Source organism: Rhizobium laguerreae, assembly GCF_002008165.1.
GTDB lineage: Bacteria > Pseudomonadota > Alphaproteobacteria > Rhizobiales > Rhizobiaceae > Rhizobium > Rhizobium laguerreae.
In genome coordinates this window covers 402,825-425,165 of the sequence record NZ_MRDM01000010.1, presented here as the reverse complement: position 1 = coordinate 425,165, position 22,341 = coordinate 402,825, and the positions used below count along the sequence as shown (strand labels likewise).

Annotated in this window: 23 protein-coding genes; 20 read left to right on the top strand and 3 right to left on the bottom strand. The window is 61.3% G+C overall.

All coding sequences use genetic code 11. From position 1 onward, the window contains the following. Positions 1 to 11 precede the first annotated feature (11 nt). Both BS630_RS10545 and murJ read left to right on the top strand, forming a co-directional pair. A complete protein-coding gene (locus BS630_RS10545; RefSeq protein WP_077977370.1) occupies positions 12 to 2,918 on the top strand; it encodes a [protein-PII] uridylyltransferase in 2,907 nt (968 codons plus the stop codon). Positions 2,919 to 2,956: 38 nt separating this feature from the next. After that, positions 2,957 to 4,537 carry a murein biosynthesis integral membrane protein MurJ gene (gene murJ, locus BS630_RS10540; protein ID WP_077977369.1) on the top strand — a complete coding sequence of 527 codons (1,581 nt, stop codon included), beginning with the start codon at positions 2,957 to 2,959 and terminating at the stop codon, positions 4,535 to 4,537. 26 nt (positions 4,538 to 4,563) lie between these two features. On the opposite strand, the gene BS630_RS10535 is transcribed toward murJ, so the two are convergent. Continuing rightward, positions 4,564 to 4,968, bottom strand: a complete 405-nt coding sequence (locus tag BS630_RS10535; protein ID WP_077977368.1) for a nuclear transport factor 2 family protein — start codon at positions 4,966 to 4,968, stop codon at positions 4,564 to 4,566. Between the two features lie 165 nt (positions 4,969 to 5,133). Beyond that, complete coding sequence (locus BS630_RS10530) at positions 5,134 to 6,237, bottom strand: SDR family oxidoreductase (protein WP_245310400.1); 1,104 nt, start codon at positions 6,235 to 6,237, stop codon at positions 5,134 to 5,136. A gap of 87 nt (positions 6,238 to 6,324) precedes the next feature. On the opposite strand from BS630_RS10530, the gene BS630_RS10525 reads away from it, so the two are divergent. Further along, on the top strand, positions 6,325 to 6,918 hold the full coding sequence (locus BS630_RS10525; RefSeq protein WP_221940754.1) for a TetR/AcrR family transcriptional regulator: 594 nt from the start codon (positions 6,325 to 6,327) through the stop codon (positions 6,916 to 6,918). A gap of 82 nt (positions 6,919 to 7,000) precedes the next feature. On the opposite strand, the gene BS630_RS10520 is transcribed toward BS630_RS10525, so the two are convergent. Next, the gene (locus BS630_RS10520) at positions 7,001 to 7,429 is read right to left on the bottom strand and encodes a YcbK family protein (RefSeq protein WP_025392900.1); all 429 of its coding nucleotides are present in this window, start codon (positions 7,427 to 7,429) and stop codon (positions 7,001 to 7,003) included. Positions 7,430 to 7,617: 188 nt separating this feature from the next. Here BS630_RS10520 and BS630_RS10515 point away from each other — a divergent pair, with 188 nt between their 5' ends. The 17 genes from BS630_RS10515 to BS630_RS10435 all read left to right on the top strand — a co-directional run bounded on the left by BS630_RS10515 (position 7,618) and on the right by BS630_RS10435 (position 22,296). Further along, a complete protein-coding gene (locus BS630_RS10515; RefSeq protein ID WP_025392899.1) occupies positions 7,618 to 8,016 on the top strand; it encodes a VOC family protein in 399 nt (132 codons plus the stop codon). Between the two features lie 129 nt (positions 8,017 to 8,145). After that, positions 8,146 to 9,210 (top strand): tryptophan--tRNA ligase, encoded by a 1,065-nt coding sequence (trpS, locus tag BS630_RS10510; protein WP_077977365.1) that lies wholly within the window; start codon positions 8,146 to 8,148, stop codon positions 9,208 to 9,210. A gap of 107 nt (positions 9,211 to 9,317) precedes the next feature. Further along, the gene (locus BS630_RS10505; protein ID WP_003544884.1) at positions 9,318 to 9,809 is read left to right on the top strand and encodes a universal stress protein; all 492 of its coding nucleotides are present in this window, start codon (positions 9,318 to 9,320) and stop codon (positions 9,807 to 9,809) included. Between the two features lie 218 nt (positions 9,810 to 10,027). Then, entirely contained in the window at positions 10,028 to 10,594 is a 567-nt protein-coding gene (locus tag BS630_RS10500) for a NifU family protein (protein ID WP_017958704.1), read from the top strand. Between the two features lie 88 nt (positions 10,595 to 10,682). Further along, positions 10,683 to 11,345 carry a tRNA (adenosine(37)-N6)-threonylcarbamoyltransferase complex dimerization subunit type 1 TsaB gene (gene tsaB / locus BS630_RS10495; protein ID WP_077977364.1) on the top strand — a complete coding sequence of 221 codons (663 nt, stop codon included), beginning with the start codon at positions 10,683 to 10,685 and terminating at the stop codon, positions 11,343 to 11,345. Further along, positions 11,342 to 11,842 carry a GNAT family N-acetyltransferase gene (locus tag BS630_RS10490; protein WP_017958702.1) on the top strand — a complete coding sequence of 167 codons (501 nt, stop codon included), beginning with the start codon at positions 11,342 to 11,344 and terminating at the stop codon, positions 11,840 to 11,842. The genes tsaB and BS630_RS10490 overlap by 4 nt, the downstream gene beginning before the upstream one ends. Positions 11,843 to 11,925: 83 nt before the next feature. Beyond that, positions 11,926 to 12,354, top strand: coding sequence for a Fur family transcriptional regulator (locus BS630_RS10485; RefSeq protein WP_003544875.1), 429 nt, complete (start codon positions 11,926 to 11,928; stop codon positions 12,352 to 12,354). A gap of 27 nt (positions 12,355 to 12,381) precedes the next feature. Continuing rightward, complete coding sequence (gene olsA, locus BS630_RS10480; protein WP_077977363.1) at positions 12,382 to 13,179, top strand: lyso-ornithine lipid O-acyltransferase; 798 nt, start codon at positions 12,382 to 12,384, stop codon at positions 13,177 to 13,179. Positions 13,180 to 13,275: 96 nt separating this feature from the next. Next, entirely contained in the window at positions 13,276 to 14,685 is a 1,410-nt protein-coding gene (gene miaB, locus BS630_RS10475; RefSeq protein ID WP_025392895.1) for a tRNA (N6-isopentenyl adenosine(37)-C2)-methylthiotransferase MiaB, read from the top strand. A gap of 18 nt (positions 14,686 to 14,703) precedes the next feature. Beyond that, entirely contained in the window at positions 14,704 to 15,753 is a 1,050-nt protein-coding gene (locus tag BS630_RS10470) for a PhoH family protein (protein ID WP_077977362.1), read from the top strand. Beyond that, positions 15,753 to 16,268, top strand: coding sequence for an rRNA maturation RNase YbeY (gene ybeY, locus BS630_RS10465; protein WP_017958697.1), 516 nt, complete (start codon positions 15,753 to 15,755; stop codon positions 16,266 to 16,268). Before BS630_RS10470 ends, ybeY begins: the two co-directional genes overlap by 1 nt. Continuing rightward, positions 16,265 to 17,398, top strand: a complete 1,134-nt coding sequence (locus BS630_RS10460) for a hemolysin family protein (protein ID WP_072639865.1) — start codon at positions 16,265 to 16,267, stop codon at positions 17,396 to 17,398. Before ybeY ends, BS630_RS10460 begins: the two co-directional genes overlap by 4 nt. Positions 17,399 to 17,492: 94 nt before the next feature. Then, positions 17,493 to 19,097 carry an apolipoprotein N-acyltransferase gene (gene lnt, locus BS630_RS10455; RefSeq protein ID WP_077977713.1) on the top strand — a complete coding sequence of 535 codons (1,605 nt, stop codon included), beginning with the start codon at positions 17,493 to 17,495 and terminating at the stop codon, positions 19,095 to 19,097. Positions 19,098 to 19,249: 152 nt separating this feature from the next. Continuing rightward, positions 19,250 to 19,666: a helix-turn-helix domain-containing protein gene (locus BS630_RS10450; protein ID WP_020048186.1), complete on the top strand. Its 417-nt coding sequence runs from the start codon at positions 19,250 to 19,252 to the stop codon at positions 19,664 to 19,666. A gap of 177 nt (positions 19,667 to 19,843) precedes the next feature. Next, a complete protein-coding gene (metK, locus tag BS630_RS10445; protein WP_025392891.1) occupies positions 19,844 to 21,097 on the top strand; it encodes a methionine adenosyltransferase in 1,254 nt (417 codons plus the stop codon). Continuing rightward, positions 21,094 to 21,795, top strand: coding sequence for a tRNA (guanine(46)-N(7))-methyltransferase TrmB (trmB, locus tag BS630_RS10440; protein WP_077977361.1), 702 nt, complete (start codon positions 21,094 to 21,096; stop codon positions 21,793 to 21,795). Before metK ends, trmB begins: the two co-directional genes overlap by 4 nt. A 234-nt stretch (positions 21,796 to 22,029) precedes the next feature. Then, on the top strand, positions 22,030 to 22,296 hold the full coding sequence (locus BS630_RS10435) for a DUF2277 domain-containing protein (RefSeq protein ID WP_017958692.1): 267 nt from the start codon (positions 22,030 to 22,032) through the stop codon (positions 22,294 to 22,296). Positions 22,297 to 22,341 lie beyond the last annotated feature (45 nt).

The following is a 22,341-nucleotide window of genomic DNA, read 5'->3' as shown; positions in this document are numbered from 1 at the left end:
GGCTATAGCGCATGCAGACGAAACAAGCGGCAGGCCGTGAACCGGCAGTCCGGCATGAACAGGAAACCGCCCCGGCGACAGCGATGCGCGACCTCGATTTCTCCAATATCCTCGACGTCGAGCTCTTGCAGAAGCAATGTGATGCCGTTGCCGAGGCCAACCGCAACCGGCCCGACGTCCTGCGCGCCGATCTTCTGGCGGTGCTGAAGAAGGCGAGCATCGAAGGCCGGCAGAAGGCGCGCGCCGCACTGATGGCCGATGGCGGCGGGCTCAATTGCGCCTACCGGATTTCCTGGCTGCAGGATCAGATCACCACCGTCCTCTACAATTTCGCCACCGCCCATATCTTTCCGCAGCAGAAGGACAAGTTCGCGGTCACCGCCGTCGGCGGCTACGGCCGCGACACGCTGGCGCCGGGCTCCGATATCGACCTGCTGTTCCTCTTCCTGCCGAGGCCGGCGGAAGAGACGCACAAGGCGGTCGAATTCATGCTCTACGTGCTCTGGGACATGGGCTTCAAGGTCGGTCACGCCACCCGCACGGTGGAGGAATGCATTGCGCTTTCCAAGTCCGACATGACGATCCGCACCGCCATCCTGGAAATGCGCTACATCTGCGGTCTGCAGCGGCTGGAGACCGAGCTCGAGACCCGGTTCGACAAGGAGATCGTCACCGGCACCGGGCCGGAATTCATCGCCGCCAAGCTTGCCGAGCGCGACGAGCGCCACCGCAAGGCGGGCGATACGCGTTATCTCGTCGAACCGAACGTCAAGGAAGGCAAGGGCGGGCTTCGCGACCTGCACACGCTGTTCTGGATCTCGAAATATTATTATCACGTGCGGGACCAGGCGGAGTTGGTCAAGCTCGGGGTGCTCTCCAAGCACGAATACCGCCTGCTTGAGAAAGCCGACGATTTTCTCTGGGCGGTGCGCTGCCATATGCACTTCCTGACCGGCAAGGCCGAGGAGCGCCTGTCCTTCGATATCCAGCGCGAGATAGCCGAAGCTTTCGGCTATCACACCCGCCCGGGACTTTCGGCCGTCGAGCGCTTCATGAAACACTATTTCCTCGTCGCCAAGGATGTCGGCGATCTCACGCGCATCCTGTGCGCTGCGCTCGAAGACCAGCAGGCGAAGTCGATCCCGGGCCTCACCGGCGTCATCAGCCGCTTCACCCATCGCAACCGCAAGATCGCCGGCAGCGTCGAATTCGTCGAAGACCGCGGCCGCATCGCGCTGGCCGACCCCGAAGTCTTCAAGCGCGATCCCGTCAACATCATCCGGCTCTTCCACGTCGCCGACATCAACGGGCTGGAATTCCACCCGGACGCGCTGAAACGCGTCACCCGTTCTCTGGCTTTGATCGACAACGACCTGCGCGAAAACGACGAGGCCAACCGCCTGTTCCTGTCGATCCTGACGTCGAAGCGGGATCCGGCGCTCATCCTGCGCCGGATGAACGAGGCCGGCGTGCTCGGCCGTTTCATCCCCGAATTCGGCAAGATCGTCGCGATGATGCAATTCAATATGTATCACCACTATACGGTCGACGAACATCTGATCCGCACAGTCGACATTCTCTCCGAGATCGACAAGGGGCGCGCGGAGGATCTGCATCCGCTCGCCAACAAGCTGATGCCCGGCATCGAGGACCGCGAGGCGCTTTATCTCGCCGTTCTCCTCCACGACATTGCCAAGGGCCGCCAGGAGGATCATTCGATCGCCGGCGCCCGCGTCGCCCGCAAGCTCTGCGCCCGCTTCGGCCTGTCGCAGAAGCAAACGGAAATCGTCGTCTGGCTGATCGAAGAACATCTGACCATGTCGATGGTGGCGCAGACCCGCGACCTCACCGACCGCAAGACAATCACCGATTTCGCCGACCGCGTGCAGTCTCTCGACCGGCTGAAGATGCTCTTGATCCTGACGATCTGCGATATCCGCGCCGTCGGTCCGGGTGTGTGGAACGGCTGGAAGGGTCAGTTGCTGCGCACGCTCTATTATGAGACCGAGCTGCTGCTCGCTGGCGGCTTTTCGGAGGTCTCCCGCAAGGAGCGGGCCAATGCCGCCGCCGACGCGCTGCGGGCCGCACTCGCGGACTGGAGCCAGAAAGACCGCAACATCTATACCAAGCTGCACTACCAGCCCTATCTGCTCTCCGTGCCGCTGGAAGACCAGATCCGCCATGCCCATTTCATCCGCCAGACGGATAGAGCGGGTCAGGCGCTCGCCACGACGGTGCGCACCGACAGTTTCCACGCGATCACCGAGATCACCGTGCTGTCGCCCGACCATCCGCGACTGCTCGCGGTCATTGCCGGCGCCTGTGCCGCGGCCGGGGCCAACATCGTCGACGCCCAGATCTTCACGACATCGGACGGACGGGCGCTCGACACGATTCATGTCAGCCGCGAATTTACCGACGATGCCGACGAGCTGCGCCGGGCCGCGACGATCGGCCGGATGATCGAGGACGTGCTGTCCGGCCGCAAGCGCCTGCCCGAGGTCATCGCCACACGCGCGCGCAACCGAAAGAAGAGCAAGGCCTTCGTCATTCCGCCTTCGGTCAACATCACCAACAGCCTGTCGAACAAGTTCACGGTCATCGAAGTCGAATGCCTCGACCGGCCGGGACTGCTGTCGGAGATCACCGCCGTCCTTTCCGATTTGTCGCTCGACATCCAGTCGGCGCGCATCACCACCTTCGGCGAGAAGGTGATCGACACCTTCTACGTCACTGATCTGGTCGGCCAGAAAATATCAGGCGACAGCAAGCGCGCCAACATCACCGCCCGGATGAAGGCCGTCATGGCCGAGGAAGAAGACGAGCTGCGCGAGCGCATGCCCTCCGGCATCATCGCACCCGCTGCCACCGCCCGGACCCCGCCTGCCAGCGAAAAGAAGGCCGGTTCCCCCATATGATCTTGAACGCATGAGTCCCCACGCATGAGCCCAAACGGATGAGCCTGGTCAAGAAATTCGCGACCGTCGGCGGCGCCACCCTCGGCAGCCGCATCTTCGGCTTCGCCCGCGAAACGCTGATGGCTGCGGCGCTCGGCACCGGACCGATGGCCGATGTCTTTTACGCCGCCTTCCGCTTTCCGAATCTCTTCCGCCGGCTGTTTGCCGAGGGCGCCTTCAACGCCGCCTTCGTGCCGCTCTTTGCCAAGGAGATCGAGGCGAACGGCACGGATGGCGCCAAGCGCTTTTCCGAAGAAGTGTTCGGCGTGCTGTTTTCGGTGCTGCTCCTCATCACCATCGTGATGGAGCTTGCCATGCCGCTCTTGGTGCGCTTCGTCATCGCGCCGGGCTTTGCCGACGATCCCGAAAAATTCTCGATCACGATCCGCATGGCGGCGGTGATGTTTCCCTATCTGATGTGCATGTCGCTGACGGCGATGATGAGCGGCATGCTGAATTCGCTGCATCATTTCTTCGCCGCCGCCATCGCGCCCGTCTTCCTCAACGTGGTGATGATCGGAGCGCTGCTTTATGCGCTCTATACCGGCGCCGATCCGCTGGCGACGGCGTGGTACCTCTCCTGGGGCGTTCTTGCCGCCGGCGTCCTGCAGCTCGCCGTCGTCTATGTCGGCGTGCTTGCAGCCGGCATGAGCATCGGCTTCCGCTTCCCGAAGATGACTGCGAATGTCAAGCGGCTGCTGATCTTGGCGGTGCCGGCGGCGGTGACCGGCGGCATCACCCAGATCAACCAGCTGATCGGCCAGGCGATTGCTTCGTCCCGCGACGGCGCGATCGCAGCGCTGCAATATGCCGATCGCATCTATCAGCTGCCGCTCGGCGTCGTCGGCGTCGCCGTCGGCGTGGTGCTTTTACCCGAACTTGCCCGGGCGCTGAAGGGCGGCAACCTGCGCGAGGCCGGAAACCTGCAGAACCGCTCGATCGAATTCGTGCTGTTCCTGACGATCCCCGCCGCTTTCGCGCTCTGGATCCTCTCCGACGAGATCATCCGCGTGCTCTATGAGCGCGGCGCCTTTCATCAGGAAAACACCGCCGTCGTCGGCTCGATCCTGGCGATTTACGGCATCGGCCTGCCGGCCTTCGTGCTGATCAAAGCGCTGCAGCCCGGCTTCTATGCCCGCGAGGATACCAAGACGCCGATGCGTTTTTCGGCCATCGCGGTCGCGACCAATTGCGCTACGGCGCTCACCCTCTTTCCCTATATGGGCGCGCCCGGCATCGCCGTTGCCGAAGCCACGGCCGGCTGGATCAGCACCGTGCTGCTGTTTGCCACGCTTTTGCGCCGTGGCCACCTGACATGGGAATGGGCGCTGGCAAAGCGCACCGCCCTGCTGATCGTCGCTGCGGCCGTCATGGGGGCGGCCATCGTCCTCCTCAAGCAGTACTTTGCACCCTGGCTCGCCTCCGGCGCGCCGCTCCTCACCAAGGTCGGCACCCTCGGGCTGCTGATTGCAATCGCCATGCTGATTTATTTCGCCGCCGCTTTCCTGGTCGGCGGGGCAAATCTCGGCATGATCCGACGCAATCTGAACCGCAAGCCGGCGCCGGCAAAGGACGGGTGAGGCCAGTCGTACCACCGTGACTCTGGCTACTTGATGGCTGTGGCTTGCGACCAGACAACCATCCATCGTTCGTCATGCCGCTCATAAGTGTCGGTGTGCCAGTAGTCGTTGAGGGCGACTTTGTGGCCGCCGAAGACGACCTCCAGCTGAGCGCGATACCGAAGAACGGCGACACCGTCATAAAGCCGCACGGCAATGTCAGCGGGCTGCCAGGTCAGGTATTTGATCTGCCCGGAGGCGATCGCACCTAGATATTCTTCCTTTGAAAGCGCGGCACCGATTGGCGTTATCAGCTGGAAGTCCGGAGCGTGAAGCTGTCGTGCCCGAACCATATCGGCGTTGATCAGGGCACGCAGCCTCGCGCGCTCCGTTTCGCGAAGAAGGTTGGCCTCTCTGGCCAATGGGGATGCGTCGACGGTCGGGATTGTCATGTCCGTTCTCCAATTGAAGCCGGAGCATGATGCCGAAAGCCTCGGCGGCTTTCGGACGACATCGTGCTCTAACAATTTGATTTATAACAGGATTCTATCTAAGATCGACCGGCCTGAAATCATCCTGTTCCAAGGATCGGTTAATTCTCTCGGCATAGGCGGCGGCTATGATGCAGTCACTGGCCGTCGCGTTGCCGGTTCTCCATTCGAGGTCGGCACCAATCCCAAGTCGATGAGGCTTTGGGCGCTGGCGCGGATGCATTGCTCATCTGGACGTGAGCGCCACCCGAGGACGCGGTGGGCTTTTGCTGCACTGACACTGAGGTCGCGATTGAGCTCATGAACAATGGTTCGTGCATCTGGGTCGGATTGCGCCATGACCCTGACGATCTCGTCAGAGACTTCGCCTGACGGCAGGCGGGAGGCATGGTCGGGAAAGGAATGGGCAAGAATGGCCACAAGGTCCTTGAGCCAGAAAAACCGTCCACCGATGATGAACCGTTGGCGGCTGGCAGCAGGATTGGTCATCGCTCGAATATGGGCATCGGCGGTATCGCGCACATCCACGACGGAGAAGCCAAAGCGCGGGATACCGTTGAATCGTCCCGTCATCAAATGGTGGATCAATCCAACAGACGTCCCGAAATTCGGCCCGAGCAACGGCCCGAGGATCGTGCTTGGATTGATCACGGCCAGATCGAGCCCGACTTCATGAGCAAAGGCCCAGGCGGCCCGCTCAGTCAGCGTCTTGGATTTGTAATAGGGCGTCGCCCGCGGGCTTTCCGGGTCGGTCCAATTCTCTTCGGTAAAGGGCGCCCGCCCGTCGCCATGGTTGGTGGCAGCTACAGAGGATGTCAGAACCACACGTTTGACCCGTGCCCGATGCGCCTCGCGAAGCACGCGCAACGCACCATCGCGGGCTGTCTGGATCAGTGCATTCTCATTTTCAGGATATCCCGGAGGGAAAGGCGATGCGGTGTGAATGACATAGTCGCATCCTTCGACAGCCGCAGCCCAACCGCCATCGCTATCAAGATCGGCCTGCACCAGACTGAGGTTTTGCAGTTGCCCGTCAGTGTGCGCTCCAAGCAGACCGACCGTCGCAGCGCTTGTACCGATGCTGCGCAGGCTTCCTCTGACCCGATACCCCTGCTTGAGCAACTGCAAGGCAATGTGGCCTGCGAGAAATCCGCCAATGCCGGTCACCAGTACGTTGGCGCCATTAGAATTATCTGACGTGATACTCATGGGTATCTCCTGACTGCGCACCGATGCGCCTTCATCGACTTAGACAGGTATACATTATTTGTCTACTCGTCTTTTGACAGAATGGTCACAAAATGCCAGTCTGTCCAAATGACGCAGACTGATCGAAAAATCGCCCAAATCCTGGATGCCGCCCTGCCGGTGTTCGTGCGTTTCGGCTTTCGCAAGACGTCCATGGCCGACATTGCGCGCGCCGCAGGTATTTCGCGAGCATCGCTCTATCTGAGTTTCAACAGCAAGGAAGAGCTTTTCCGAGCCGGCTCGATGCGGGCGCATACTCGCGCATTGGATGAGGTGGGAGCGGCTCTGGCAGGACAGGGGAACGCGTTTGACCGCATGGAAATGGCCATAGCAGTGTTTCAGCGGGAGTTAATCGCCCCTTTTGGCGGCAGTTCCGATGCAGAAGAACTGTTTGCCGCCAATATGGCCTTGGCTGCGGATATCACGCTCGACGCGCGGACACGGCTATTGACTATGCTGACACAGACGCTGAATGCCGCTGCGGAAGCCACGGAAATCGATCTCGAACCACTGCAGGCCTCGCCTCATCAACTGGCCAATATCATGATGGCTGCAATGGATGGGATCAAACACGCGCAATGGAATGGTTCCAGCCTCGATGACGATACAAAACTATTCATGCGCCTCTTGCGGGTGGCGGTGACGCCACGGAGCGGCCAATAGAGTTGGTCGCGGCAGGTCTTTTCGCCGCCCCTGAATCGGCGATCCTTAAACCGGAATGGGAAAAGGCGGACCGCATGATTCTTCAGCAATCCACCCATCGTCGCTGCGGTCCGACGTCGACATGAATGATGCCGTTGCAATAGCTGCCGATGCCGCCGATGCCCGGCGCGCTTCTTGCGGCAGCAATGATCGTGCGCTCCGACAGGCCGGGCATCCTGAAATCGGCCGCCAGGCATTTTCCATGCAGGGAGCCATGGCGGCGGGGATGCGGCCTGTGGCCAGAGGTTATCACCGGGCGTCGCCCGGTCTTCGCGGCGATATGCGACAGGATCGCTCGCAGGCGCCCTGGAAAACAGCTGGCACGAACGCTGACGGTCTGGACCGTGTAGGCGAGACGTGCCTGAGGTTTTGGAAGATGAATGGCATGCCTTTTCATGTCTTGACCGACGGCAGCCGTTGCTGATTGTAGGGCGAAAAGGCCTGCCATGGCGAGCAAAATTGCGTTCTGCATGGTCGCTCCGATCGGCTATCCCAGCGACCCCAACGGCGCCGGCACCAGGCGCAGGATTTTCGGTTCAAAAAAAGCTTTTTTGTGAAATTTTATACTCAATTATGAGTAAGGCGGCTGATCAATTCGGCTTAAAAGCCGGGGAATTGCCGCTCACAACTGGAATAAACATCTCAAACGCGAGGCAGCACATGACGATCCAGTCTCTTTTTCTCGTCACCCTCGTGGTCGACGATTACGACCGCGCCAAGGCTTTTTACTGCGATGGTCTCGGTTTCGACTGCCTGCAGGACGAGCTACAGCCGGAGGGCAAGCGCTGGGTGGTGGTGAAGCCAAGGGGTGGGGATGGAGCCGCCTTTCTGCTGGCGCAGGCGGCAGACGAGACGCAGCGCGCGGCCATTGGCAATCAGACCGGCGGCCGTGTCGGCTTCTTTCTGAAGACCGACGATTTCGCCCGCGACCATGCCGCGATGCTGGCAGTCGGCGTGCGCTTTCTGGAAGAGCCGCGTCATGAGGTTTACGGCACGGTGGCGGTGTTTGCGGATCCCTACGGCAACACTTTCGATCTGATCCAGCACACTGCCGCCTGAACCCCTTGATTGCGACCGGTTGCCCGTGCATAAGCCGCGGCGTTAACAACATGGCGAAAAGCCCTGCTGCATTCTGCAGCAATTTAAACTGTGACAGCGTGGGCCCTCCACCAGCCTATTGAGGACGACATGAACGAATTCAAGAAACTCGTATTCTCCGGCGTGCAGCCGACCGGCAATCTGCATCTCGGCAATTATCTCGGCGCGATCCGCCGGTTCGTGGCGCTGCAGGAAGGCAATGACTGCATCTACTGCGTCGTCGACATGCATGCGCTCACCGCCCAGCTCGTGCATGAGGACATGCCGAGCCAGACGCGCTCGATCGCCGCCGCCTTCATCGCCGCCGGCATCGATCCGGAAAAACATATCGTCTTCAATCAGTCGGCCGTGCCGCAGCATGCCGAACTCGCCTGGATCTTCAACTGCGTCGCCCGCATCGGTTGGATGAACCGGATGACGCAGTTCAAGGACAAGGCCGGCAAGGACCGCGAGCAGGCCTCGCTCGGGCTCTACGCCTATCCGAGCCTGATGGCCGCCGACATTCTCGTCTATCGCGCCACCCATGTGCCTGTTGGTGAGGACCAGAAGCAGCATCTGGAGCTTGCCCGCGACATCGCGATGAAGTTCAACCTCGACTATGCCGAGCATATCAGCAGGACCGGCTACGGCGTCGACATCACCGTCGGCAACGAGCCGGTGCATGCCTATTTCCCGATGGTCGAGCCGTTGATCGGCGGGCCGGCGCCGCGCGTCATGTCGCTGCGCGACGGCACCAAGAAAATGTCGAAGTCGGACCCCTCCGATCTCTCGCGCATCAACCTGATGGACGACGAGGACGCGATCTCGAAGAAGATCCGCAAGGCCAAGACCGATCCGGACGGTTTGCCGAGCGAGATCGACGGGCTGCAGGGCCGTCCGGAAGCCGACAATCTGGTGGCGATCTATGCCGCACTCGCCGATAAGTCGAAGGCAGACGTGCTCGCCGAATTCGGCGGTCAGCAATTCTCCATCTTCAAGCCGGCGCTGGTCGAGCTGGCAATCAACGTGCTCGCGCCGATCACCGGCGAAATGCGCCGGCTGATGGATGATACCAGCCATATCGACGCGATCCTGCGCAAGGGCGGCGAACGCGCAAGGGCACGCGCCGAGGTGACCATGCGCCAGGTGCGCGACATCATCGGCTTCCTCTATTGAGATAGATCTCCTCTTCTCCCTGTCGCGGTAGAAGAGGATTTCTTCTGGGGCATCACGGAAAAAACTGGACTTGCATATTTTCCGCTTCGGGTGTCAGAGTCCGCGCCATGGTATCGAAGCGACTCTCACGGCTCGAAGGTCACCGCCGCAAATTCATGGCAGTGATCGACGGTACACCCGAATGCCAACGCGCCGTTCATTATGCCGGCCGGCGCGCGAAGAATTCCAATGGCGGGCTGGTGCTGCTCTATGTGATCCCCGACGGGGATTTCCAGCAATGGCTCGGCGTCGAAGAGATCATGCGGGCCGAAGCGCGTGAGGAGGCCGAGGCGGTGGTTGCCAAGATCGCCCAGATCGTGCGCGAGACCATCGGCATCGAGCCCGAGGTCGTCATCCGCGAGGGCGGCGCTGCCGAACAGATCAACGCCGTGATCGAGGAAGACCGCGATGTAGCGATCCTGGTTCTGGCCGCCGGTTCGGCGAAGGAAGGTCCAGGGCCGCTGGTTTCCTCGGTTGCCGGTCGCGCGGCGGCGTTTCCGATCCCGGTCACCGTGCTGCCGGATACGCTGACCAACGAGGAAATCGATGCCCTTTGCTAGAGCATGATGCCGAAAAGTATGAGCGGTTTTCGGACGACATCATGCTCTAACTATATAATGTAGAACAGGATTCAGATTTTATGCTAACGGGCCTAAAATCATCCTGTTCTGGCATTTCTTGAGTACAAGTCTCTTGATTAGAGCCATCAATCGGCTTATCTTCTTTTGAAGAATTCTAAAGACGGCCGAGACCACGGGCCGGCCGCATGGAGAATCAGATGTTCATTCAGACCGAAGCCACGCCGAACCCCGCCACGCAGAAGTTCCTGCCGGGCAAGGTGGTGATGGAAAACGGCACGGCCGAGTTCCGCAGCGCCGAAGAAGCTCAAGCTTCGCCGCTCGCTGCCCGCCTGTTCGAGATATCCGGCGTCACCGGCGTCTATTTCGGCTATGATTTCATTTCCGTCTCCAAGGACAATGCCGACTGGCAGCATCTTAAGCCGGCTATATTAGGCTCGATCATGGAGCACTTCATGTCCGGCAAGCCGGTCATGGGCGATGCCTCCATCCTTTCCGAAGACGCCGATGCCGGCGATGAATTCTTCGACGAAGGCGATGAGTCGATCGTGCTGACCATCAAGGAGCTTCTGGAGACCCGCGTACGCCCGGCCGTTGCCCAGGATGGCGGCGACATCACCTTCCGCGGCTTCAAGGATGGCAAGGTCTATCTGAACATGAAGGGTTCGTGCGCCGGCTGCCCGTCGTCGACGGCAACGCTGAAGCACGGCGTCCAGAACCTGCTGCGCCATTTCGTTCCGGAAGTGCAGGAAGTGATTGCCGCTTAAAAATCCTGAATTCGTCCAGCCGTTCATCTCAGGTTCGGCCGAACGGATTTATCGATAGGCGACACTGGTTTATTCGGAAATTGATGGCATGATCATTCTGGCGCTCGACACGGCAGGTGTGGACTGCGCTGCCGCCGTCTATGACAGCGGCAGGGATACGGTGCTGGGGGAGGCATCGGACATGATCGGCAAGGGGCATGCTGAACATCTGATTGGTATCGTCGATCGCGCACTCGATCAGGCGGGACTGGCCCTTTCTCATATCGACCGACTTGCCGTCACCATCGGTCCCGGCTCCTTTACCGGTATCCGCGTCGGCGTTGCCGCAGCCCGCGGTTTTGCGCTTTCCCTCAATGTGCCGGCAGTCGGCGTCACCACACTCCAAGTTATGGCATCAGCCCAGCGCGACAAGACGCCTCATCGCGCCGTGCTGGCGGCGATGGATGCCAAGCGGGACGAAATCTACCTCCAGTCCTTCGCGGCCGACGGTTCGCCCCTCGACACGCCACAGGCAGTCAGCGTTGCGGAAGCGCAGGTTTTTGCCGCCGGTTTCGACGGCGAGATTACCGGTTCGGCGACGCCGCTCCTCAAGGCCGACACCTTCGGCGATCACACCAACAGGTATCCAATCTCCGTCGTGGCGCGCCTGGGCGCTGCCGCCTCCCCCGATGCCGGAAAGCCGAAGCCCCTTTATCTGCGCGGACCCGATGCCAAGCCGCAGGCCGGGTACGCGATTGCGCGACGAGTATGACGATGCTGGAAAGCTATCTGACGCTGAAACCGGAATTCGAGATCATCGCCATGGAGCGCGAGGATTGCCGCGATGTTGCCGCCCTGCACGGCGAGCGGTTCGCCCGGCCCTGGGGCGACGGTGAATTTCACGGGCTACTGATGCAGGATACCGTCTTCGGCTTCGTCGCGCGCCAGACCAATGCCTTCCTGAAAAAGCCGCTTCCGGGGTTCATTCTCGCCCGACATGTCGCCGGCGAGGCGGAGATCCTGACGATTGCCGTGCAGGCGAAGGTCGCCCGTGCCGGACTTGGCTGGCGGCTGATGCAAGCGGCGATGCGGGAAGCGCGGTCGCGCGGCGGCGAGAGCATGTTTCTCGAGGTCGACAACGGCAATACGGCAGCGCTTGGCCTCTACCGCAAGCTCGGCTTCGAAAAGGTCGGCGAACGTCAGGGTTACTACAGACAAGAAAACGGCGCCCTCTCCACGGCGCTTGTCATGAAGCGCGTTCTTCGGTAGTTCCCTGGCAGCGAGATAACATGCAGGCCGGCGCAAATGCCCCAGCGGCGTTGTCGAAACACGAATATCTCTATAGGCCGGCGATGACTGATGTAGCCAAGACCCTTGAGGAGCTTTGCACCGAACGCGGCATGCGCATGACCGAGCAGCGCCGCGTGATCGCGCGCATCCTGGAAGACTCGGAAGACCATCCCGACGTCGAAGAACTCTACCGCCGCTCGGTGAAAGTCGATGCGAAGATCTCGATCTCGACCGTCTATCGCACCGTGAAACTGTTCGAGGATGCCGGCATTATCGCCCGCCACGACTTCCGCGACGGGCGCTCGCGCTACGAAACGGTGCCGGAAGAACACCACGACCATCTGATCGACCTGAAGACCGGCACGGTCATCGAATTCCGCTCGCCGGAGATCGAGGCGCTGCAGGAGCGCATCGCCCGCGAGCACGGCTTCCGGCTGGTCGACCACCGGCTGGAACTCTACGGCGTCCCGCTGAAGAAAGAAGATCTCTGAAGCAATGGCCGCCCGGGAGACCAGCATTTGATCGCCTGGCTGCGCATCGCCTTCGCCGCCGTCGTCATCCTTGCCGTCAGTATCGTGCTCATGCCGCTGCAGTTGGTGGCGCTGCGGTTCGACTGGCGGCTGCGGCGCCGGCTTCCACGCGTCTGGCACCGGATCGTCTGCTATTGTCTCGGCATCCGTGTCCGCGTCACGGGCAGGCTGGAAGACCGCCGGCCGCTGATGCTCTGTTCCAACCATTCCTCCTGGCTTGATATCATGGTGTTGTCGGCCGTTGCCGACGTCGCCTTCATTGCCAAGATCGAGGTGAGCGACTGGCCGATCTTCGGCACGCTCGCCAAGCTGCAGAAGAGCGTCTTCGTCGTGCGCGAGGAGCGGCGCAAGACCGGCCACCAGGCAAACGAGATCGCCGGACGCATGGCCGACGGCGAGATCGTCGTACTCTTTCCCGAAGGCACGACCTCGGATGGGAACCGGCTGCTGGAGGTCAAGTCGTCGCTGTTCGGCGCCGCCGCGATGGCTGTGCCTTATTCACCGACGGGAACGGTCGTGGTGCAGCCGGTGGCTGTCGCCTATACCAGGGTGCACGGCATCGCCATGGGGCGCTATCATCGGCCGCTCGCCGCCTGGCCGGGTGATATCGAGCTGCTGCCGCATCTCATTGACATCGTGCGCTGCGGCGCCATCGACGCCGAGGTTTCCTTCGGCGAGGCGGTAGATTACCGCGCCGAGACCAGCCGCAAGGAGGTGAGCGCGACCATCGCCATGCGCATCCGCAACCTCCTGAACAGCCGCCTGCGCGGGCGGGAAATCTCCTAGGGCCTTTCCTGGTCAAATTGCAGCAATCTGACCAGGAAAGGCCCTAGAACAAGATTTCGATTTTCTCCGGCGGCAAAAACCACTAAATAGCGCGCCATGACACAGGACAGCGCCCTTCTCCAGGCCCCGGAATCGACACCCCGCGATGGCAGCAACAGCCGCAAGGTCTTCATCAAGACCTATGGCTGCCAGATGAACGTCTACGATTCCATGCGCATGAGCGATGCGCTCGCCCGCGACGGCTATGAGCCGACGGAAGATATGGAAGAGGCGGACCTCGTTCTCCTCAATACCTGCCATATCCGCGAAAAGGCGGCCGAGAAGGTCTATTCGGCGCTCGGACGGCTGCGCGATATGAAAAAGAAGAAGGCGGCGGACGGCCGGGAGATGATGATCGGCGTTGCCGGCTGCGTCGCCCAGGCCGAAGGCGAAGAGATCCTGCGCCGCGCACCCGCCGTCGACGTCGTCATCGGCCCGCAGACCTATCATCGTCTGCCGGAGGCGCTGCGCCGGGCCAAACAGGGCCAGCGCGTCGTCGATACGGAATATGCGATCGAGGACAAGTTCGAGCATTTGCCGATCGCCGAGAGCCGAAGGATCCGAGCCCGCGGCGTCACCGCCTTCCTGACGGTGCAGGAGGGCTGCGACAAGTTCTGCACCTTCTGCGTCGTGCCCTATACGCGCGGCTCGGAAGTGTCGCGGCCGGTTTCCCAGATCGTCGAGGAAGCCGAAAAGCTCGCCGACAGCGGGGTGCGCGAGATCACCCTGCTCGGGCAGAACGTCAATGCCTGGCACGGCGCCGGGAGCCAAGGCGAGGCATGGAGCCTCGGCGACCTGCTCTATCGCCTTGCCGAGATCCCCGGTCTTGCGCGGCTGCGCTACACCACCAGCCATCCACGCGACATGGATGACCGGCTGATCAACGCCCATCGGGACCTCAGGGCCCTGATGCCTTATCTGCACCTGCCGGTGCAATCGGGCTCGGATCGCATCCTGAAAGCGATGAACCGGCGCCACACGGCGGCCGAATATTTGGCGCTGATCGAGCGCATCCGCACCGTGCGGCCGGATATCGCCTTGTCGGGCGATTTCATCACCGGCTTTCCGGGGGAGACAGACAAGGATTTTGAGGATACACTCAGGCTTGTGGAGGAGGTTCGTTATGCACAGGCCTTCTCGTTCAAATACTCGACACGGCCGGGTACGCCCGGCGCGGAGCTGAAGGACCAGGTGCCGGAAGAGATCAAGGCAGAACGGCTGGAACGCCTGCAAATGCTTCTCCTGAAGCAGCAGCAGGAATTTGCCGAATCCTGCATCGGCAAAGAGATCGACCTGTTGCTCGAAAAGCCCGGTCGCATGCCGGAACAACTAATCGGACGGTCTCCCTGGCTTCAATCGGTGAATGTTGATGCAAAAGCATCGCAAATCGGTGACATTATTAAAGTGCGAATCACAGGGACCGGAACAAACAGCCTGTTTGCCGAACGCGCAGAGGCTGCGGTCTAACCCAAGGAGCCCGACCGCTTGAACGGACAAGAATTGGTTTCTTCTTCACCGCGCCACCCCCGCACGCCGAGCGATACCAATCACTTCGTCCTGACGTTCGAGAACAACCGGTTCGCCAGCGAGCTCTTTGGTCAATTCGACCAAAACCTCAAGCTGCTCGAGCAACGGCTGAACATCGATGCGCGGGCACGCGGCAATTCGGTCGTCATCACAGGCGATATCGTGACCACCAATCAGGCGCGGCGCACGCTCGACTATCTCTATGAAAAACTTCAGAAAGGCGGCAGCGTGGAAAGATCCGACGTCGAGGGTGCAATCCGCATGGCGGTCGCCTCCGACGATCAGCTCAGCCTGCCGACCATGGAGCGCAAGGCCAAGCTGACGATGGCGCAGGTTTCCACGCGCAAGAAGACGATCATCGCCCGCACGCCGATGCAGGACGCCTATATCAGGGCACTGGAACGCGCCGAGCTTGTCTTCGGCGTCGGCCCGGCCGGCACCGGCAAGACCTATCTCGCCGTCGCCCATGCCGCCCAGCTGCTGGAGCGCGGCGCGGTCGAAAAGATCATCCTGTCGCGCCCGGCCGTCGAGGCCGGCGAGCGCCTCGGCTTCCTGCCCGGGGATATGAAGGAAAAGGTCGATCCCTATCTTCGCCCGCTCTATGATGCGCTCTACGACATGATCCCTGCCGACAAGGTCGACCGGGCGATCACCGCCGGCGTCATCGAAATCGCGCCGCTCGCCTTCATGCGCGGCCGCACGCTCGCCAATGCCGCCATCATCCTCGACGAAGCGCAGAATACCACGTCGATGCAGATGAAGATGTTCCTGACGCGTCTCGGCGAAAATGCGCGCATGATCGTCACCGGCGACCCGAGCCAGATCGATCTGCCGCGCGGCGTCAAATCCGGCCTCGTCGAGGCCCTGCAGCTTCTGAACGGCGTCGAGGGCATCTCGATCGTGCGCTTCACGGATACCGACGTCGTCCGCCACCCGCTGGTCGGGCGCATCGTCAGGGCCTATGATTCCACCTATGCCGTCGCCGAAGACGTCAGCCGGCAGGGCTAATGGCTGAACTCGACATCCAGATCAGCGTCGAGGATATCGGCTGGCCCGGCGAGGAGACGCTGCTGTCGTTTTGCGAACGTGTGCTCGGCGCCGCCACGATCTATCTACGCGACAGCGAGAAGCAGCCTTTCCCGACGATGCCGCCCGAGGTTTCGCTTGTTTTTACCGACGATGCCTCGATCCAGGACATCAACGCCGAATGGCGCGGCAAGGACAAGGCGACCAACGTGCTCTCCTTTCCGGCCTTTCCGGTTCAGCCCGGCAAGATGCCCGGCCCGATGCTCGGGGACATCATCATCGCCCGGGAGACGCTGGAGCGGGAAGCGGCCGAGCTCGAAAAGAGTTTCGACGACCACCTGACCCATCTTCTGGTCCACGGTTTCTTGCATCTTCTCGGCTACGACCATATGAATAGTGCCGAAGCCGAAATTATGGAGGGGTTGGAGACTCGCATTTTGGCGCAGCTCGGCCTATCTGATCCCTACGAGGGTCAAGACCTTAAAATGGAACCATGAGCGACTTTACGACGAAGCCGGCGGCAGACGCCAAGGACTCCGAGCCATCCTCCTCTTCGGACGAGGCAGGCAGTAGTAGTCGGCCATCCGGCCGATCGCAATCCTTCTGGTCGCGCGCCGCGCGCATCCTTCGCCCGCAGCAGGGCTCGCGATTGCGCGAGGATCTCGCCGACGCGCTTATGACAGATGCAGCCGGCGACGACGCCTTTTCGCCCGACGAACGGGCGATGCTCAACAACATCCTGCGCTTTCGCGAGGTGCGCGTCGCCGACGTGATGGTGCCGCGCGCCGATATCGAGGCGGTCGACCAGAACATCACCATCGGCGAGCTGATGATCCTCTTCGAGGAATCCGGCCGCTCACGCATGCCTGTCTATGCCGATACGCTCGACGATCCGCGCGGCATGGTGCATATCCGCGACCTGCTCTCCTATGTCGCCAAGCAGGCGCGCAACAAGCGCCGCGCCTCGGCGAAGCCGTCCGTTGCCGTGCCGGCGATCGAGGTCGCGCCCGAAAACATCCAGAAGACCACGCGTTCGGCCAAGCCGAATTTCGATCTCGCCCGCGTCGACCTGCAAAAGACGCTGGCCGAGGCCGGCATCATCCGCAAGATCCTGTTCGTGCCGCCGTCGATGCTGGCGTCCGACCTGTTGCGCCGGATGCAGGTGAACCGCACGCAAATGGCGCTCGTCATCGACGAATATGGCGGCACCGACGGGCTTGCCTCGCATGAAGACATCGTCGAAATGGTGGTCGGCGACATCGACGACGAACATGACGACGAGGAGGTGATGTTCAAGCGCGTCGCCGAGGACATGTTCATCGCCGACGCCCGCGTCGAGCTGGAAGAGATCGCCCAAGCGATCGGGCCGGATTTCGACATCAGCGAGCAGGTCGACGAGGTCGATACGCTGGGCGGCCTGATTTTCTCGGCACTCGGCCGCATCCCGGTGCGCGGCGAGGTCGTCCAGGCGCTGCCGGGCTTCGAATTCCACATCCTCGACGCCGATCCGCGCCGCATCAAGCGGCTGCGCATCACCCGCAAGCGCCACGCGATCCGCCGCCGCGCCAAGGCGGATGGCGGCTCAGAGGCCGGCGACGACCGGCCGGCGGAATCGACCGCCAACTGACAGGACCCAACTGACGGGACCCAACTGACGGGACAAAGAGCCGCTTTTTTGAAAGACTGCGAATGGGTTGATTCGCGGTTTGATGGGAGTGCGCATGGAGCGGCTTGCGGACAGGGTTATCCTCGTCTGGGGTTTCAAACGGTCGCTGCTGGCTATCGCCGCCGGGGCATTCGCGGTTCTGGCGCTGCCGCCCATCGGCTTTTTCGCGGCGATGTTCCTTTCCTTCACCCTGCTCGTCTGGCTCATCGACGGGGCGGCGGCTTCGCCTGAAAGCGGCCTGATCGGCAGGCTGTGGCCGGCGTTTGCCACCGGCTGGCTATTCGGCTTCGGCTATTTCGTCGCCGGCCTCTGGTGGCTCGGCCATGCGCTGCTGATCGATCAGGAAGAATTCGCCTGGGCGCTGCCGCTGGCAATCCTCGGGTTGCCGGCCTGTCTTGCGATCTTCTACGGCCTGGCGGCCGCCCTTGCCCGCATCGTCTGGTCTGATGGCATGGGGCGGATCGCCGCGCTTGCGGCAGGCTTCGGGCTGATGGAATGGCTTCGAAGCTTCGTCCTCACCGGCTTTCCCTGGAACGCCATCGGCTACGGCATCATGCCGGTTCCGCTGATGATGCAATCGGCGCATGTGATCGGAGCGATGGGCGTAACGGCCCTTGCCGTCTTCGTCTTTTCTGCGCCTGCCCTTGCCGGGACGCGGCAAGGGGCACGGACGGGCATCGCACTCGCCGCCCTCTTCTTTGCCGCCCATCTCGGTTATGGCGCCTATGCTCTCCATCTCGCGCCGCGGCCGGACACATTGCCTGAGGACAAGCGGCCGGTGGTGCGGCTGGTGCAGCCGGCGATCGACCAGACAGCGAAAATGGATAACGACGTCGACCGCGCCGCGATCTTCGAGACGCATCTGAAGCTGTCGGCCGAAGCGCCTGACAATGGCGGGCGCAAGCCTGATATCATCGTCTGGCCGGAAACGTCGATCCCCTTCATCCTGACCGACAATCAGGATGCGCTGACCCGGATTGCCGATACGCTCGACGACAATCAGATCCTGATCGCCGGCGCCGTTCGCGCCGAGGAGATGGGACCAGGCACGCCGCCGCGCTACTATAATTCCATCTACGTGATCGACGGCCGCGGCCAGATCATCGCCGCGTCCGACAAGGTGCATCTGGTGCCCTTCGGCGAATATCTGCCCTTCGAGGACGTGCTCACCGAATTCGGCATCCAGAACGTCGTCGAGATACCGGGCGGCTTCTCGGCCGCCGCAAGCCGGCACCTGCTGGCGCTGCCCGGCGGGCTCAATCTCTATCCGCTGATCTGCTACGAGATCATTTTTCCCGGCGAAATGACCGGTGACATAAAAGACGCCAACGCGATCCTCAATATCACCAATGATGCCTGGTTTGGCGTGACGCCCGGCCCCTACCAGCATTTCCAGCAGGCGCGGGTACGGGCTGTTGAAACCGGCCTGCCGCTGATTCGCGACGCCAATAGCGGCATTTCAGCGCTGGTGAATGCACATGGGGAAATTATTGCGGGCCTCAGTCTTGGAGAAACCGGTTTCGTCGATGCAACGCTCGATAGCATCAGCGATGGAGCCGGAACGACATTCCCCCGGCAAACATACTTCTGGTTGATCGAGGCGCTGCTGATTTTGATTGCGCTAATTTCTCGCAGAGGTTTTATTTCCGGGTTGAATTGACCAAAAACCCCTAAAATTGCATAGTGATGTCAATCGGCGTTCTTAACGTATGTTTGAAGGTGGGTTCCTCACCGCTTGCAACGTGGCGTTTTGGGATGGATCAGGGGCATGCCGGTTAGAAACAGGTTGAAATTCTTAGCTAGGGCACGACCATGATTGAAAACAAGAAGAAGCCTAACCCGATCGACATCCATGTTGGCAGCCGTATTCGCCTCCGCCGTACGATGCTGGGCATGAGCCAGGAAAAGCTTGGCGAAAGCCTTGGCATCACCTTCCAGCAGATCCAGAAATACGAAAAGGGCACTAACCGCGTCGGCGCAAGCCGCCTGCAGAATATCTCGAACATCCTCAATGTTCCGGTGTCGTTTTTCTTCGAGGACGCGCCCGGCGAACATTCCAGTGGCGGCGGCGGCATGGAAGCCTCCAGCTCGAATTACGTCGTCGATTTCCTCTCCTCCTCGGAAGGACTGCAGCTCAATCGCGCCTTCGTCAAGATTTCCGATCCCAAGGTTCGCCGCAAGGTCGTGGAGTTGGTGAAAGCCCTGGCCGCTGAAGCCGACGCCGACTGACCACCCACCATCGCAGAATTCGAAAGGCGGTCGAAAGGCCGCCTTTTTTGCGTTTTTGGGGCAAAATTTGTCACTTTGCCGCAGATATAAAGATATATTTATGTCCTTCTGCGCTTGTCATCAGGCCTCGAACTGAGTACCTACTAGCTGGCTTTATTCTTTGAGGGGAATCCCGAAATGCGCGCAAATTATCTCTTTACCAGCGAATCTGTTGCCGAAGGTCATCCGGACAAGGTCTGTGACCGCATCTCCGACGAGATCGTCGATCTGGTCTACCGCGAAGCGGCCAAGACCGGCGTCAATCCGTGGGGCGTGCGCATTGCCTGCGAGACGCTGGCGACGACCAACCGTGTTGTCATCGCCGGCGAGGTCCGCCTGCCGCCGAGCCTGATGAAGAAGGACAAGGATGGCAAGGACGTCATCAATCCTTCGAAGTTCAAGGCTGCCGCCCGCCGCGCCATCAAGGATATCGGCTACGAGCAGGACGGCTTCCACTGGAAGACGGCAAAGATCGACGTGCTCCTGCACTCGCAGTCGGCGGATATCGCGCAGGGCGTCGACAGCGCCGCCGACCAGCAGGGCGACGAGGGCGCCGGCGACCAGGGCATCATGTTCGGTTATGCCTGCCGCGAAACGCCGGACCTGATGCCGGCGCCGATCTATTATTCCCACAAGATCCTGCAGCTGCTCGCAGTTGCCCGCAAGAAGGGCGACGGCGAAGTCGCCAAGCTCGGCCCCGACGCCAAGAGCCAGGTGACCGTGCGCTACGTCGACGGCAAGCCGTCGGAAGCAACCTCGATCGTGCTTTCGACCCAGCATCTCGACGAGAGCTGGGATTCGAAGAAGGTCCGCGCTGTCGTCGAGCCCTATATCCGCGAAGCGCTCGGCGAGCTGAAGATCGCCGACGATTGCAAGTGGTACATCAACCCGACCGGCAAGTTCGTCATCGGCGGACCGGACGGCGATGCGGGCCTCACCGGCCGCAAGATCATCGTCGACACCTACGGCGGTGCCGCTCCGCATGGCGGCGGTGCATTCTCCGGCAAGGACACGACGAAGGTCGACCGTTCGGCCGCCTATGCCGCCCGCTATCTTGCCAAGAACGTCGTTGCCGCCAGCCTTGCTGACCGCTGCACAATCCAGCTCTCTTACGCCATCGGTGTTGCTCAGCCGCTGTCGATCTATGTCGACCTGCACGGTACCGGCAATGGCATCAGCGAGGATCAGGTCGAAGCCGCGATCCGCCAGAACATGGACCTGTCGCCGACCGGTATCCGCCGTCATCTCGACCTCAACAAGCCGATCTACGCCAAGACGTCGGCTTATGGCCATTTCGGCCGCAAGGCCGGCCGCGACGGCTCGTTCTCCTGGGAGCGCACCGACCTCGTGAAGGCGCTCAAGGAATCCGTTAAGACCAAAGCCGCTGCATGACGGATATGGAACGCCGGGGGCGGGCGACCGAAGCCTTCTTCGGTCGCCGCAAGGGTAAGGCCCTGCGCGAACAGCAGGCCGAGACGCTGAACAGTCTCCTGCCGGCATTCCTGATCGATCTCTCGGCGGCTCCGCCGGAGCCGCTGACTTCCCTCTTCCCGGTTCCGGTCGAAAAATTACGGCTGGAGATCGGTTTCGGCGGCGGCGAGCACCTGATCCACCGCGCGCTGGAGACGCCTTCGACCGGCTTCATCGGCGTCGAACCCTTCGTCAATTCCATGCAGAAGCTGCTGTCGCGCGTCGGTGAGACGGGTGCCTCCAATATCCGCGTCTATAATGACGACGCGACGCAACTGCTCGACTGGCTGCCGGACGGCGCACTCGATCAGATCGACCTGCTCTATCCCGATCCCTGGCCGAAGCGGAAGCACTGGAAGCGGCGTTTCGTCTCGAAAACCAATCTCGACCGTTTTCATCGCGTGCTGAAACCCGGCGGCCTGTTCTGCTTCGCCTCCGACATCGATACCTATGTAAACTGGACGCTGATCAAGTGCCGCAACCATGGCGGTTTCGACTGGATAGCCGACAATGCAGCCGATTGGCTGACGCCCTATGAGGGCTGGCCGAGCACGCGTTACGAGGCCAAGGCGCGCCGCGAGGGCCGGTCTTCGGCCTATCTGACGTTCAGGAAGATCTGAGGCAGTCGGCAAGTCGGCAAACGCGCCCATGATGTTCCTCACGTGAGCAATCGCGTAGGACGCTGATCTGATGGTTCCCGACAGCGACAAAAAACCGAACTGAAGGAGTTGCGCCCTGCCTTGCGACGCGTAGAGTTCCGCCGTCGGACCGGTTGCCATTAGCGCTCACGCGGCTATTTTCTGTGCTGGCCACCCTCCTCTCAATCGAAGAGAGACAATGACCGGGAGCAAGTCATGTGCCGAAATATAAAACCCCTGTTCAATTTCGATCCGCCAGCGACGGACGACGAGATCCACGATGCCGCGCTCCAGTTCGTGCGCAAGGTGAGCGGAACGACTAAACCGTCGAAGCGCAATGAGGTCGCATTCGAGCACGCGGTCAATTCCATCGCGGCATGTGCCCGCGAGCTGCTCGATTCGCTGGAAACGTCTCAACCTCCTCGTGATCGCGAAGAGGTAGCGGCAAAGGCGCGCGCGAGAACGGCGGTCCGGTTCGCTTAAGGAAACCCGGTCACGCACATCTCAATCAAGCTCAAGTGGTCTTGA

Coding starts and splice junctions, on each gene's coding strand:
- tsaB (WP_077977364.1), top strand. CDS start 10,683: ATGATCATTCTGGCGCTCGACACGGCAGGTGTGGACTGCGCTGCCGCC.
- trmB (WP_077977361.1), top strand. CDS start 21,094: ATGACGGATATGGAACGCCGGGGGCGGGCGACCGAAGCCTTCTTCGGT.
- ybeY (WP_017958697.1), top strand. CDS start 15,753: ATGGCTGAACTCGACATCCAGATCAGCGTCGAGGATATCGGCTGGCCC.
- BS630_RS10535 (WP_077977368.1), bottom strand. CDS start 4,968: ATGACAATCCCGACCGTCGACGCATCCCCATTGGCCAGAGAGGCCAAC.
- BS630_RS10485 (WP_003544875.1), top strand. CDS start 11,926: ATGACTGATGTAGCCAAGACCCTTGAGGAGCTTTGCACCGAACGCGGC.
- BS630_RS10500 (WP_017958704.1), top strand. CDS start 10,028: ATGTTCATTCAGACCGAAGCCACGCCGAACCCCGCCACGCAGAAGTTC.
- BS630_RS10520 (WP_025392900.1), bottom strand. CDS start 7,429: ATGCAGAACGCAATTTTGCTCGCCATGGCAGGCCTTTTCGCCCTACAA.
- BS630_RS10450 (WP_020048186.1), top strand. CDS start 19,250: ATGATTGAAAACAAGAAGAAGCCTAACCCGATCGACATCCATGTTGGC.
- murJ (WP_077977369.1), top strand. CDS start 2,957: ATGAGCCTGGTCAAGAAATTCGCGACCGTCGGCGGCGCCACCCTCGGC.
- BS630_RS10505 (WP_003544884.1), top strand. CDS start 9,318: ATGGTATCGAAGCGACTCTCACGGCTCGAAGGTCACCGCCGCAAATTC.
- BS630_RS10460 (WP_072639865.1), top strand. CDS start 16,265: ATGAGCGACTTTACGACGAAGCCGGCGGCAGACGCCAAGGACTCCGAG.
- lnt (WP_077977713.1), top strand. CDS start 17,493: ATGGAGCGGCTTGCGGACAGGGTTATCCTCGTCTGGGGTTTCAAACGG.
- BS630_RS10435 (WP_017958692.1), top strand. CDS start 22,030: ATGTGCCGAAATATAAAACCCCTGTTCAATTTCGATCCGCCAGCGACG.
- trpS (WP_077977365.1), top strand. CDS start 8,146: ATGAACGAATTCAAGAAACTCGTATTCTCCGGCGTGCAGCCGACCGGC.
- metK (WP_025392891.1), top strand. CDS start 19,844: ATGCGCGCAAATTATCTCTTTACCAGCGAATCTGTTGCCGAAGGTCAT.
- BS630_RS10545 (WP_077977370.1), top strand. CDS start 12: ATGCAGACGAAACAAGCGGCAGGCCGTGAACCGGCAGTCCGGCATGAA.
- BS630_RS10515 (WP_025392899.1), top strand. CDS start 7,618: ATGACGATCCAGTCTCTTTTTCTCGTCACCCTCGTGGTCGACGATTAC.
- BS630_RS10525 (WP_221940754.1), top strand. CDS start 6,325: ATGACGCAGACTGATCGAAAAATCGCCCAAATCCTGGATGCCGCCCTG.
- BS630_RS10490 (WP_017958702.1), top strand. CDS start 11,342: ATGACGATGCTGGAAAGCTATCTGACGCTGAAACCGGAATTCGAGATC.
- miaB (WP_025392895.1), top strand. CDS start 13,276: ATGACACAGGACAGCGCCCTTCTCCAGGCCCCGGAATCGACACCCCGC.